We start from the raw sequence: 13,315 nt of genomic DNA, 5'->3' as shown, positions 1-13,315 counted from the left end.
CCCATATCCCTGAGCGGAGTGCAAAGATAGAAAAAATAACGGCACGCAGTTATAACCGGAAGAGGATTTCAGGATAATCACCGCAAAACGCTGTGACATAGCATCATTTATTTTTGCAACGGGGTATCGGGACGGCGCTGGGGCAGCGCCAACGACAGAAACGGCATCCTTTCGACCTCTACTTCGGAAATCAAAAGATATAGTAGATGGCGTGTTAAGGCGCCCAAAAAATACTGATTACTCAATAGTATCTACAATTCTAAAAATTATTATCTAAATTAGGGTTGTGGTTTCAGCAAAACATTACTTCCAAGACTTTGTTGGGCTTCTGTTTCCCAACCTCTGCAATGCCTGTGGAACGCCACTATTTAGAGGTGAGCATTTGGTGTGTTTAAATTGCATCCATCATTTACCGTATACCGACTACCATATACATTTTGAAAACCGAGTTGCAAAACAGCTTTGGGGTAGAATGGAATTTGAAGCGGCTATGGCTATGTTGTATTTTAGAAAGGGCGCAAGCATTCAAAATTTGATGCACAATTTAAAATACAACCAGAAAACCGAGATTGGGCTGTTGTTGGGCAGACTGCTTGGAGATAAACTCTTGGAAAGCTCATTATATAAAGGTATAGATTTTATTGTGCCGGTACCGCTGCATCCAAAAAGGTTACAAAAAAGGGGATACAACCAAAGTGCCTTTATTGCAATGGGGGTTGCCGAGAAAATTGAGGTCACGGTAAATGAAGGTTTGCTATTGCGAACCACCCATACAGACAGCCAAACCAAGAAAAACAGGTACAATCGTTACCAGAACATGAAAGATGTTTTTTCGGTTGAAAGCAGCGAGCCTCTTTGTAACAAACATATTTTACTGGTAGACGACGTTATTACAACAGGTGCAACTATAGAAGCTTGTGCCAACGCCCTAACAAAAAGCGGGGTAGCGAAGGTAAGCATCGCCGCTTTGGCTTTTGCCGATTAACGCCGCGTGGGCAATTTCTAGCCCGACAAAAAAAATCAACTAAAACTTTAAGAATTATTTTGAAAACTAAAAAATTAGTTTTAAGTTTGATTAATATTTCGACACCAAAATAAAAAAGATATGAAAATTAAAGATTTAACCAGAGCGGAAGAACAGCTGATGCAGGTGTTGTGGGATTTAGATAAAGCCTTTGTGAAAGAGGTTATCGAAAAGCTGCCAATACCCAAACCAGCATACAATACGGTAAGCACCATTATTAGGATTTTAGAAACCAAGGGCTTTGTAGGGCATGAGGCGTTTGGAAAAGCGCATCAATACTTCCCGATCATTAGCAAGGAAGATTACAAGCGCTTCGCCACAGAAAAATTACTGGATAACTATTTCGAAAATTCTGTAGAAAGCATGTTCTCATTCTTTGTTAAAGAAGAAAAAATGGATTTGAGCGATGTGGATGAAATTTTAAAAATGATTAATAAAATTAAAAACAGACCAAGATGAGCTTCTCCAACTACCTACTCTTAGCCAACTTGTATTTAACCGCTTTTTTTATTTTTTATAAACTGCTGTTGGATAAGGAAACCTATTTTAAGCTAAATAGAGTTTATTTGTTGTGCGCCGGCATACTTTCTATGGCCTTGCCTTTTTGTAGAAGCAGCTGGTTATACAACGATGCCATTGGGACCAACGTACAAACTATCGTTTCTTGGGATGCCTTGGCGCAACCTGTCGGCATTATTCCCGATGAAAAAATCAGCTTTACTTTTACCGATGTTTTGGCCGTTCTTTATTTGTTAGGGGTAGCCTTCTTTTTGGGTAAACTTATTCTAAGCCTTATTAAAACCCGAAAATTATTGTCGGCAGAGACTCCGGGAGCTGCCTATTCTTTTCTAGGCAGAAAAGTAATTGACCCAGCTTTACCTGCCGCTGAGGTAATTTCTCTGCACGAAGACGTACACATTAGGCAGTTTCACAGTATCGACGTGTTGCTGTTTGAGCTGTTTGCCATAGTAAACTGGTTCAATCCATTTATTCACCTGTATAAAAAAGCGCTTCAAGACATCCATGAGTTTTTGGCCGACGAAGCTTCTGCCAATAGCCACGGAGATAAACATGCTTACGCCGTGCTGATTCTTAGTAACGTAATGGGCGTAGAGCCGAGCTTACTTATGCATGGCTTTTTTAAAAAATCACTAATTAAAAAACGAATTTATATGTTACACAAAAACAAATCTAGAAGAATAGCCTTGTTAAAATACGGAATGTTCTTACCCATGTTTATGTTGGCGGCCGTGTTATCATCTGCCACACTTAACAAAAATAAAAAATTGGCAACACTTGCAGATAAGGTAGATGTAGAAAAATCTATTGAGACGGTAAATAGTATTTTGCCAGAGGCGATGAAAATTGCTCCAGCAAAAATTGAAAAAAGTGTTAATGCATCGCAAAAAACTAAAACAATTGAGCCTCAAAATGTTCCTGGGGAATGGGCAGCATTTTATAAATTTGTGTCCGGGCATTTACACTATCCATCTGACGCATACGACAACAATATTGCAGGCAATAGCCAAATAACTTTCAGCGTAAGAAGTGGAAGAGTGGTAGACCTCTCTATTGCAAAGCCTTTAGGTTATGGTTGCGACGAGGAAGTGATGAAAGCAGTTCTGTCTTACAAAGGTCTTAATAAAACCTATGATGGAAAATATGCTATGGGCGTAACGTTTGCGATTTACGATGAACACAATAACAACAACGCTCAAAAAATTGCGCCGTTAGAAGGTTACACAAATTTGAAAACGACAATACTTGTACGTTACAAAACAACGCAAGCGGACAAGGACAGCATTAAGAATGTGACGATTACGCAATATGATAAAACAAAAGCCGGCGGGATTGCATTAAATGAAGTACAGGTTAAAGACAAATCTTCGCAAACTGAAGGGGCGGTTTTGGGCGTAAAACTTACACAAAAACCATCAGGCGATAAAATATATGACTTTGTGTCCATTCAAAAGCAACCTGAATTTCCAGGTGGGATTGAGAAGTTCTACCAATATTTGAGCAAATCGATTAGGTACCCAAAGAAAGCACAGGAGGACAATAAACAAGGAAAGGTATTTTTGACTTTCATAGTTGAAGAAGATGGGAGTCTGTCGGATATTCAAGTAGTTAGAGGACCGAGTGAAGAAATTAATGATGAGGCAATAAGAGTGCTCAAAGCAAGCCCGAGATGGAATCCAGGGATTTATAATGACAAAGCTGTACGGGTAAAATACAATATTGCGGTAAATTTTAATTTGGACGATGGAAAAGATTCTGCGAAAAAGCCCCTATATATAGTAAACGGAAAAGAATATACCAAAGATTTTAAAACCATTTCTCCAAACGACATTGAGACAATTAAGGTCTTGAAAGACACCGAGGCAACCGCCTTATATGGAGATAAAGGAAAAAATGGAGTGATTATAATTGCCTTAAAGAAGAAATTGGAAGATTACAAAAAATAACTTTTACTTTCTGCCAGTTAAAATTTGAGATTTACGCTCTCATTTTAAATCTCTCCAAACCTAAGCAGACCATTATAAAACTTGGTAACCAGCTGTATTAGTCTTTTTTAACAAAAAACACTAAATTCGAAGATGCGTTTTAAACGTAACATCTTTCAATACAAAGCAAAATGCTAGAAAAAACAAAACTTAAGAAAACTGTGCGTTTGAAATATAGCGTCTTTTTTTCCTTGTTGATGCTTGCTGCCATTTTTTCTTCGGCTCATTTAAAACCAAACGCCGTCCTTAATAATTCTATTAAAGTTAGCAGAAATGTTTTGCCAACGGCAATAAACCCCAATTGGGATGCCTTTTACAAATTTATAGCTAAATCTATAAAATACCCAAAAAAGGCACAAGAAATTAATTTTTCGGGGCCATGCCAGGTAACCTTTAGCATTACAGATGGAAAGGTGGCCAACTTAACCGTTGTTAAACGTCTTGGGCAGGGTTGCGATGAAGAAGTAATGAAAGCCATTTTATCTTACCCAAATTTTGATACAAGTTATGATGGCAGCTATGCGTTTGTAACGTCTTTTGCCCTGCAAGGCAAAGGTAGAATAGTTACCAAAGAAGAAGTTAAACCATTAGAAGGTTTTACAAATTTAAATCACGTAATTATCATCGCCTACGCACGTAAACAAAAAGAGGTCGACAAAACAAACACAGAAAAGTTGATGAACTCTGGAATTAACGGAAAAGTATCAAACCTTGGAAAAGTATCAAACCTTGATGTTAAAAAAGACCAAGTTTTCGATTTTACAAAGGTTGAGAAAATGCCCGCATTTCCTGGTGGTTTGCAAATGTTCTACAAATATTTGGGAAATACCATTCGTTACCCAAAATCTGCAAGTATAGCTGGCATACAAGGAAAAGTATTTGTTCAATTTACAGTTGAAACGGATGGTAGTTTAACCGACTTTAAAATAATGAAAGGCGTAAGTGACGATATTGACGCCGAGGCCATACGAGCGTTAAAGGAAAGTCCGAAATGGAATCCAGGTGTGCAAAATGGAGAGTTTGTACGCGTACGCTACAACATTGTAGTAAACTTTAATTTAGGATCCAATAAACCGACACCTTTAGTTTTTGTTGATGGAAAGGAATACTTTGGCTCGTATATGAGCATACCTTCAAAGCATATTTATTCTGTAGATGTTCTAAAAGCGGCTGAGGATATTAAGCCGTATGGCGAGAAAGGTAAAAATGGAGTTATCTTAATTAAACTAAAAAAGAAGGTTGAAGAGAAGAAAGAATGACTGCTTGCGTTAACAACTAAAAAAAGTCGAAATCTAGGATGAAGGCTACCGAAACAAATTACTATTGACAGTACTATGTAAACAATTAGTTATCTGGTAAGAAAATCATTGGAACCAACAAAATAGCTGTCCTTCGACTGCTTGGCCCGACCATTCGGGAAGCTACCATTGACGTTATTTATAATCAATTACTTATCAGAAGATCATAACATTGCCTGACTTCTATCATTCAGCCTTACCAAAAACGACCTCCGCTAGACCTGACGCTGTCCTGTCTGGACGGGAGCCCTACTTTTTTCTTGACAAAAATTAGCAAAACCGAGCATTTCTGCGAGCTCATGAATGCAGATAAAACAATAGATGCTAATGAATAAACTCAAGGCTGGCATCCCTTTGGGTAAAAATTCGCCAAGCTGTTTAACATTCATGATTCGAGGCCTTTCCCCTACTCATTTCCGCTCACGGCTGCAAATCATCTTCGCATCAATACCCCGTCAGGTCTCTGCCAGCAGCTTTAGGCGTTTTTTCCTCCAAACTGCTGCTAGGCCGGGAGTAGCGAGATGGCTATACCGAGCTTAACAAAAACGTCATTTCAATTGATTTATATGAAATATATTAGCCCTCACGATGAAACCTGCTTTTTGGTTTCTCTTATGTTAATGACATTGCCCCAACACCTCCTAAAAAAGAGGAGAAGAACTTAATTTACGATGAATTGCGTTGTCTGATTTCCCTCTGCTTTCTTCCAGAGTTAGCAAAAGAGCTGATGAACCTCACTCTGCACGAAAATCTCTTTTACAACATAAAACCCCAGTAACTTTACATGGGGTTTTATGATAATCTCCTGTCTCGGGGCTATAAATCTATGTGTTTTTTACAATCGAAGCAAATAAATACTTTATTTATTTTTCAACATCAATAACGTTCCGTTCGGATAGTCAACCGGTTAGCCTTGTCTCAAGCGTTAAATTTGTTCTTCTGATACGAATTTGGCATGAGCAAAATCTCTGTTCATACGGGCAATATTTTCTAACGTAATTCCTTTCGGACATTCGGCTTCGCAAGCACCGGTGTTGGTACAGTTTCCAAAACCCTCGGCATCCATTTGTGCAACCATACTTTGCACCCGGCGGTAACGCTCTGGCTGTCCCTGTGGCAACTGCGCCAACTGAGATATTTTTGCAGAAACAAACAACATGGCCGAAGCATTTTTGCACGTTGCTACGCAAGCGCCACAACCGATACAAGCGGCTGCCTCAAAGGCAGCATCTGCTTGCCTTTTTGCAATTGGCAAGTCGTTTGCATCTTGGGCATTACCTGTGTTTACAGATATAAATCCGCCAGCGGCGATAACCCTATCAAAAGCAGAACGATCTACCGTTAAATCTTTTACCACCGGAAAAGCGGCAGCGCGCCAAGGTTCTACCACAATGGTATCGCCATCTTTAAAAGAGCGCATGTGCAACTGGCAAGTAGTAATGAGGTCTTTAGGACCGTGAGGCCTGCCGTTAATAAACATAGAACACATGCCGCAAATACCCTCGCGACAATCGTGATCGAACACAACTGGTTCCTCTCCTTTGTTTATCAATTCCTCATTTAATACGTCGAACATTTCCAGGAAAGACATGTCTGGCGAAATATCCGAAACTTTATAATCTACTAATGCACCTTTAGTTTTGTTGTCTTTCTGACGCCAAATCTTTAAGGTTAAATTCATATTTCCTGTACTCATGGTCTTATTAGTATTTAGTAGTTAGTAATAAGTATTTAGACACTAAACGGGTTAAAGATTAGACTTAATAAAGAGATTGCTTTCCCGAACAATCGGGACGGACAGTTCCTCGCAAATGAAGAATTTACGTGGTGCTATGCTATCTTGATACTAAATACTAACATCTAACTACTTCTTTTATAAACTATTTATAACTTCTTTGTGCTACTTTAATGTTTTCGAATTTAAGTTCTTCCTTATGCAGTTTAAATTTAACGCCTGGTTCATACTCCCAAGCAGACACATAAGAATAACCTTCATCATCACGTAAAGCTTCTCCTTCTGGCGTTTGATGTTCTTCTCTAAAATGGCCTCCACAACTTTCATTTCTATCTAAAGCATCAACACACATCATTTCACCGAGCTCTAAAAAGTCGGCAACTCTATTTGCTTTTTCCAACTCGGGGTTTAATTCATCTGCAGATCCAGGAATACGCACATCTTTCCAAAACTCTTCGCGAAGCGCGCGAATAGCTGAGATGGCCTCTTTTAAGCCTTCCGCATTACGAGACATTCCACATTTCTCCCACATAATATGGCCTAATCTTTTATGAAAATGATCTACAGATTTTGTTCCCTTAACGTTAACCAATTTCTCGATGGTTGTTTTTGCCCGAGCTTCTGCCTCAACAAAAGCCTCGTGATCTGTTGGTATTGCTTTAACAGAGATTTCTTTTGATAAATATTGTCCAATGGTATATGGAAGCACGAAATAACCATCTGCCAAGCCTTGCATCAATGCAGAGGCACCAAGTCTATTTGCACCATGGTCTGAGAAATTAGCTTCGCCGATGCAATACAAACCTTGTACACTGGTCATAAGGTTATAATCTACCCATAAACCGCCCATGGTATAATGCACCGCGGGATAGATACGCATTGGCGTTTCGTAAGGGTTTTCGCCCGTAATTTGCGCATACATATCGAACAAGTTGCCGTATTTGGCTTTTACCACATCGTGGCCCAACCTTAAACAGGTTTCTTGGCTCGGGTTATGATCGCCAGCTTTTGAAGCTTCTATTTTTCCGTAGCGCGCTGTATTTGCCTTAAAATCCAAATATACTGCAAGCTTAGATTTTCCAACGCCATAACCTGCATCACAACGTTCTTTGGCAGCGCGAGATGCTACATCTCTTGGCACCAAGTTACCGAAAGCAGGATAACGACGTTCTAAATAATAATCGCGTTCATCTTCTGGAATATCGGTTGGTTTGCGGTTATCGTCTTTTTTCTTCGGCACCCAAATTCTACCATCGTTACGCAAAGACTCAGACATCAGCGTAAGCTTACTTTGGTGCTCTCCAGAAACTGGAATACATGTTGGGTGAATTTGTGTATAACATGGGTTTGCAAAATAAGCGCCTTGCTTACACGCTTTCCAAGCAGCAGTAACATTGCAGCCCATGGCGTTGGTAGAAAGATAGAATACGTTTCCGTAACCTCCAGATGCCAATACAACTGCATGGCCAAAGTGGCGTTCTAATTCTCCGGTTAATAAATTTCTGGCGATGATTCCACGCGCTTTGCCATCTATTTTAACAATTTCGAGCATTTCGTGGCGGGTGTACATTTCTACTTTACCCATGCCTATTTGGCGTTCTAAGGCAGAATAAGCACCAAGCAACAATTGTTGCCCTGTTTGCCCAGCTGCATAAAACGTACGCTGAACCTGCACACCGCCGAAAGAACGGTTGTCTAGCAAGCCACCATATTCGCGGGCCAAAGGTACACCTTGTGCAACGCATTGATCTATAATATTAGCACTTACTTCTGATAAACGATGCACGTTTGCTTCTCGAGAGCGATAATCGCCACCTTTTACGGTATCGTAAAATAAACGGTAAACGCTATCACCATCATTTTGATAGTTTTTTGCAGCATTTATTCCGCCTTGAGCGGCAATAGAATGCGCTCTACGTGGCGAATCTTGGAAACAAAAGCACTTTACTTTGTAACCCATTTCTGCCAAAGTGGCCGCAGCAGAACTACCAGCCAAACCAGAGCCAATTACAATTACCTCTATACTTCGTTTATTTGAGGGGTTTACCAAAGCAACAGAGGAACGAAACTTGGTCCACTTTTGAGGCAAATCGCCTTCTGGTATATTTGAATTCAAATCTGACATTTCCTTGTAACTTAGTTATTTAATTAAACCTGCATAAATTGCTATCGGCATTGCCGCAAATAGAATGCATATAATAATAGCATACCAAACACCTGCTCCTTTTATAATAGCGTTGTATTTAGAGTGGTTCCAACCCAAGCTTTGAAAAGCCGATGCAAAACCGTGTAATAAATGGTAACATAAAGAAACCATTGCCAATACATATAATACAACAATGAGTGGGTTTTGAAACACGGCGTGCATCACAAAATACAAATTCTCATTTCCATTTGCATCTAAACCAGTAACCCCATCGTAATTTTCTATTCCTGTAAACCTAGAAACTACCCAAAAGTTAGAAAGGTGCACGATTAAGAAAATGAGCAACAATGTGCCCAATAAACCCATAGAGCGGCTGTACCATTTGCTATTTGCATTGCCATTGTTTACCGCATAACGAACTGGGCGTGCTTTTCTATTTTGTATCCAAAGCCTCAAACCCTGAACGATGTGGGCAATAAGCCCAATAAACAGCACAATTTCACCAGCCCTTATCAACCAATTGCTCGCCATAAAGTGTGCGCCTTGATTAAAGGTTATGCCGCCATCGTTAAAAAATATAAGCGAATTTATAAAACAGTGCACTATTAAGAAGAGTACTAGAAATAATCCTGTAATACCCATTATAAATTTTTTCCCTATTGAGGCAGAGAAAGCATTTCCGAAACTACCCATTTGATTAGTATTTGTATCTAACGTTACGCAAAAGTATTTATTTATGGCCTTAATTTATAAAGCATATCTTAAAAAGAGGCACAAAGGAGCTATTTAGAAACGTTCTAAAAAACATTAGGGTAGTTTAAATTTTCCCTTCTGGGTGATGTTTCGACCGTTTTTCCGTTGCCGACGGAACAAGTTAGCCAAACATCTTTGAAAAACTTAACTCGAAAACTTATATTGCGCACAAATAAATCTAACCAAACGATGAAAAACTATTCCATTTTAATGGGCGGCCTCGTATTAATGCTATCCGCATGCGACCCGAAACCAGCCACATTTTCCGCAACTACCACCAATTTTGGGCCAAATGCGGTAATCGCAATCAATGATGTGGCTACTAACAAAGCGTTAAAAGTTATCAATATTGAAAACAAGGCTCAAACTTTTAAAGCAAACCAACCCACCAACAATTTTGAAGAATTGATGATACAAGACGGTGGCAAAGAAAAAAAATACTGGATCTACTTAGATAATGGCGAGACCAAAATGCAGCTTGATGGAAAGAATTTATATTTCTATCCGATAAAAGAGGCTTCATCTATAGAAGGGAAAACATTAATAGACTATTACAAACTGAAAGATGAGCGCAGCAAAGACGTTCTTGACAGTTTAGAAATGGCGAAAACTGCGCTAGACCACGCAAACCCAAGCACTGTTGCAGAGCTTGCTAGAAGTTTAGACCATTGGCAAGCTAAAAGTGCTTCTTTAGATTTGGACATTATTAAAGATTTCGCAAAGAAAAGTCCAGATTCTAAAGTATCTGCCTTTCTACTAACTAGGTTACCTGGCATAGACGACAGTCCACAAATATTTAAAGGCATTTACGATGGGCTAAGCGAAGATGTGAGGACAAGCGAAATTGGAAAAGAATTAGAAAGCCAAATAGCTACTGCCATGTTAATGAGCGTAGGCAGCACAATGCCAAATATTGAGGGTACAACCCCATCAGGCGAAGCTTTTAACAAAACAAAAGTGCTTAAAAAGGTAAACCTTATCATCGCTTGGACATCTTACAGCGGTAAAAGTGCAACGAACAACAAAGAGTTGGTTGATCTTTACCAAAAGTTTAAAGATAAAGATGTACAGTTTATTAGCGTTTCTTATGACAAAGATAAAGACGCATGGTTAAATGGAATAAAAGCACAAAATCTTACTTGGCCGCAATATTCTGATTTGAAAGGGGCAAAATCTCCGAATGCGAAAAACATAAGCAATTACAGCATAACCTATTTTGCAATAGTAGATAAAAATGGCAAAGTGCTTACAGGGCACGATCTTTCTATGGATTTTGTTGGCGATGAGTTGGAAAAAGCGTTGGGACACTAGGCGCTGAGACGTTGTGCGTTAGGCATTGAGACATTGAGGCGCTGGGCATTAGGGCGTTTTCTTGCGCCGAAGTGCATAGTTTCAACTAACGAATGTAACCAATAATTTTTTTAAAAATAAAAAGCCCCAGTTTTAGCTGGGGCTTTGTACGATTTATGTGTTACTTAATTAAGCCACTTTTACATTTACCGCGTTTAAGCCTTTTCTGCCTTCTTCTACATCGTAGCTTACAGAATCATTCTCGCGAATGTTGTCAATTAGGCCTGAAGCATGAACAAAAATTTCGGCATCGCCGTTTGATGGAGTGATAAATCCGAAACCTTTTGTTTCATTAAAAAATTTTACTGTTCCTTGTTGCATTGTATTTCTTGTTATATTAATTTTGACAAAGATACAGTTAAATTCCTATTAATCAATTTTTTATTTTATTCTGGTTAAAACACGTATTTACCTCCTAAGTATTTTATGCTGGGGATGTACTGTTGTTTGTCCCTTTCCCTTAAGCAAGTTGCCGATACTGCCAAATTGCGCCCCAATATAGCTTTCTACCAAATAACTGTTTCCAGGCGCAAATTTCTCCGACGGAAAAAAAATCAAAGAATCGCCAACCACTTTAACTGTTCCGGGTACAATTTCGTTACCGCCAACGGTACTATTTTTCGATGGCACAATCCTAATTTTCAGATAATCACTTACCCCGCTGTCGGCCTTAACTAAGTCTTTAAGCTGCAGCAGGCTAACCTTATCTATGTTTTTAACGAGAATGGAAGCGCTATCTACAGAAAACTTAATGACCGGAAGATTGTCTACATTTGAACAGTTGCAAAAACAGATGAGGATTACAGAAAAACAACCTATATTTATGCTTTTTACCATGCATCTAATTTAGGCATTATGAAATTACTTATCGAAATTTTACTTACCGGTTTGGCCTTTTATATTGGCGCTAAACTTATACCCGGTGTAGAGGTGGCAGGTTATGGCAGCGCCATTATTGCCTCCGTTTTAATTGCGCTTGCGAATGCAACCATTGGTTTTATTCTCAGGGTACTTACTTTCCCCATCAATTTTTTAACCTTGGGCTTGGTTTCTTTCATTATTACCGTTTTGATGATTTTGCTGGTAGATAGTTTAATGACCTCTTTTAACACGACTGGTTTTTTTGCCGCAGCATTTTTAGCCATCGTCGTTGCGTTAATTAAAGCAATTTTTGGTGCAGTAGTGGGCGAAGAGAAATAGAATTTAGTTACGCCGAAGTCATTTTACTTATTTGGTCCCGCACTGCGGGATTTCCACTTTATCTTTTTGGCGAAAACAAAGCCAAAAAGGATATCGTTTCAATCGTGGGCGCAAAAACCAAATATGTGCTAAAAAATCTCTATCTAATAATTCCCCTGCTAATTACCATTTTCTGAATCTCGGAGGTACCTTCGTAAATTTGGGTGATTTTTGCATCGCGCATCAACCGTTCTACATGGTATTCTTTAACAAAACCATAACCTCCGTGTACCTGCACGGCTTCTACCGTTACTTCCATCGCGACTTTAGAGGCATAAAGTTTGGCCATAGAACCTGCTTGCGTGTAAGGCAAGCCTTGGTCTTTAAGCCATGCCGCTTTATACACCAACATTCTTGCTGCCTCTATTTGCGTTGCCATATCTGCAAGCTTAAAAGCAATTGCTTGATGTTCTGCAATAGGCTTTCCAAATGTTTTTCTTTCTTTGGCATATTTTGTAGCGAGCTCAAAAGCACCCTGCGCAATACCCAAAGCTTGTGCCGCAATGCCAATTCTGCCGCCCTCTAGCGTAGCCATGGCAAAGGTAAAGCCGAACCCATCCTCGCCAATTCTATTTTCCTTCGGAACTTTTACATCATTAAACATTAAAGAATGTGTGTCTGAACCACGAATACCAAGCTTGTTTTCTTTTGGACCAACAGTAAAACCTTCAGTTCCTTTTTCTACAATAAAAGCATTTATTCCTTTATGTCGTAACGCTGGGTGGGTTTGTGCAATTACCAAATAGGTAGAGGCCGTGCTGCCATTTGTTATCCAGTTTTTGGTTCCGTTAAGCAAATAATAGTCTCCTTTATCTTCTGCGGTTGTATGCTGAGAAGTTGCATCGGAACCTGCCTCTGGTTCCGACAAACAAAACGCCCCAATTTTTCCGCCTGTGGCCAAAGGTTTCAAGAACTTCTCTTTTTGCGCTTCCGAGCCATATTTTTCTAAGCCGTAGCAAACCAAAGAATTGTTTACGGAAACCACTACAGAGGCAGAGGCATCTATTTTAGAAAGCTCTTCCATCACCAACACGTAAGATATAGCATCTAAACCACTACCACAATACTTAGGGTCTACCATCATTCCCAAAAAACCCAGTTCACCAAGCATCTTAACCTGTTCTGTAGGAAATTTTTGATATTCATCTCGCTCAATCACGCCAGGTAAAAGTTCCTGCTGTGCAAAATCCCTCGCTGCCTTCTGGATCATTAGTTGTTCTTCGGTCAATTCGAAATGCATAACAATTTTAATTTTGGTTGTATCCA

At 39.4% G+C, this 13,315-nt stretch carries 12 protein-coding genes; 6 read left to right on the top strand and 6 right to left on the bottom strand.

Annotation, left to right across the window (positions count from 1 at the left end; translation table 11 throughout):
• The first annotated feature begins 286 nt into the window (after positions 1-286).
• From ABIB40_RS06070 to ABIB40_RS06055, 4 genes are all read left to right on the top strand, one after another.
• Positions 287-985: a ComF family protein gene (locus ABIB40_RS06070; RefSeq protein ID WP_354357030.1), complete on the top strand. Its 699-nt coding sequence runs from the start codon at positions 287-289 to the stop codon at positions 983-985.
• 120 nt (positions 986-1,105) lie between these two features.
• Positions 1,106-1,483: a BlaI/MecI/CopY family transcriptional regulator gene (locus ABIB40_RS06065; protein ID WP_354357028.1), complete on the top strand. Its 378-nt coding sequence runs from the start codon at positions 1,106-1,108 to the stop codon at positions 1,481-1,483.
• A complete protein-coding gene (locus ABIB40_RS06060) occupies positions 1,480-3,489 on the top strand; it encodes a TonB family protein (RefSeq protein ID WP_354357026.1) in 2,010 nt (669 codons plus the stop codon). The genes ABIB40_RS06065 and ABIB40_RS06060 overlap by 4 nt, the downstream gene beginning before the upstream one ends.
• Before the next feature lie 170 nt (positions 3,490-3,659).
• Positions 3,660-4,787 (top strand): energy transducer TonB, encoded by a 1,128-nt coding sequence (locus ABIB40_RS06055; protein ID WP_354357024.1) that lies wholly within the window; start codon positions 3,660-3,662, stop codon positions 4,785-4,787.
• Positions 4,788-5,751: 964 nt separating this feature from the next.
• On the opposite strand, the gene ABIB40_RS06050 is transcribed toward ABIB40_RS06055, so the two are convergent.
• The 3 genes from ABIB40_RS06050 to ABIB40_RS06040 all read right to left on the bottom strand — a co-directional run bounded on the left by ABIB40_RS06050 (position 5,752) and on the right by ABIB40_RS06040 (position 9,400).
• Entirely contained in the window at positions 5,752-6,522 is a 771-nt protein-coding gene (locus tag ABIB40_RS06050) for a succinate dehydrogenase/fumarate reductase iron-sulfur subunit (protein ID WP_354357022.1), read from the bottom strand.
• Positions 6,523-6,706: 184 nt separating this feature from the next.
• Entirely contained in the window at positions 6,707-8,686 is a 1,980-nt protein-coding gene (locus tag ABIB40_RS06045) for a fumarate reductase/succinate dehydrogenase flavoprotein subunit (RefSeq protein ID WP_354357020.1), read from the bottom strand.
• Between the two features lie 15 nt (positions 8,687-8,701).
• Positions 8,702-9,400: a succinate dehydrogenase cytochrome b subunit gene (locus ABIB40_RS06040; protein ID WP_354357018.1), complete on the bottom strand. Its 699-nt coding sequence runs from the start codon at positions 9,398-9,400 to the stop codon at positions 8,702-8,704.
• A gap of 249 nt (positions 9,401-9,649) precedes the next feature.
• Between ABIB40_RS06040 and ABIB40_RS06035 the strand changes: the two genes are divergently transcribed.
• The gene (locus ABIB40_RS06035; protein WP_354357016.1) at positions 9,650-10,771 is read left to right on the top strand and encodes a TlpA family protein disulfide reductase; all 1,122 of its coding nucleotides are present in this window, start codon (positions 9,650-9,652) and stop codon (positions 10,769-10,771) included.
• A 168-nt stretch (positions 10,772-10,939) separates the two neighbouring features.
• On the opposite strand, the gene ABIB40_RS06030 is transcribed toward ABIB40_RS06035, so the two are convergent.
• Together ABIB40_RS06030 and ABIB40_RS06025 are read right to left on the bottom strand one after the other, a co-directional pair.
• On the bottom strand, positions 10,940-11,131 hold the full coding sequence (locus ABIB40_RS06030; RefSeq protein WP_354357014.1) for a cold-shock protein: 192 nt from the start codon (positions 11,129-11,131) through the stop codon (positions 10,940-10,942).
• Between the two features lie 87 nt (positions 11,132-11,218).
• Positions 11,219-11,647 (bottom strand): hypothetical protein, encoded by a 429-nt coding sequence (locus ABIB40_RS06025; RefSeq protein ID WP_354357012.1) that lies wholly within the window; start codon positions 11,645-11,647, stop codon positions 11,219-11,221.
• Positions 11,648-11,665: 18 nt separating this feature from the next.
• Here ABIB40_RS06025 and ABIB40_RS06020 point away from each other — a divergent pair, with 18 nt between their 5' ends.
• Complete coding sequence (locus ABIB40_RS06020) at positions 11,666-12,010, top strand: phage holin family protein (RefSeq protein WP_354357010.1); 345 nt, start codon at positions 11,666-11,668, stop codon at positions 12,008-12,010.
• A 139-nt stretch (positions 12,011-12,149) separates the two neighbouring features.
• Here ABIB40_RS06020 and ABIB40_RS06015 read toward each other — a convergent pair whose 3' ends face one another.
• Complete coding sequence (locus ABIB40_RS06015; protein WP_354357008.1) at positions 12,150-13,289, bottom strand: acyl-CoA dehydrogenase; 1,140 nt, start codon at positions 13,287-13,289, stop codon at positions 12,150-12,152.
• Positions 13,290-13,315: the final 26 nt, after the last annotated feature.

This window comes from Pedobacter sp. UYP30 (assembly GCF_040547165.1).
Classification (GTDB): Bacteria; Bacteroidota; Bacteroidia; order Sphingobacteriales; family Sphingobacteriaceae; genus Pedobacter.
Note: the sequence above shows the minus strand (reverse complement) of the source record. Positions and strands in the feature narration are given on the sequence as shown.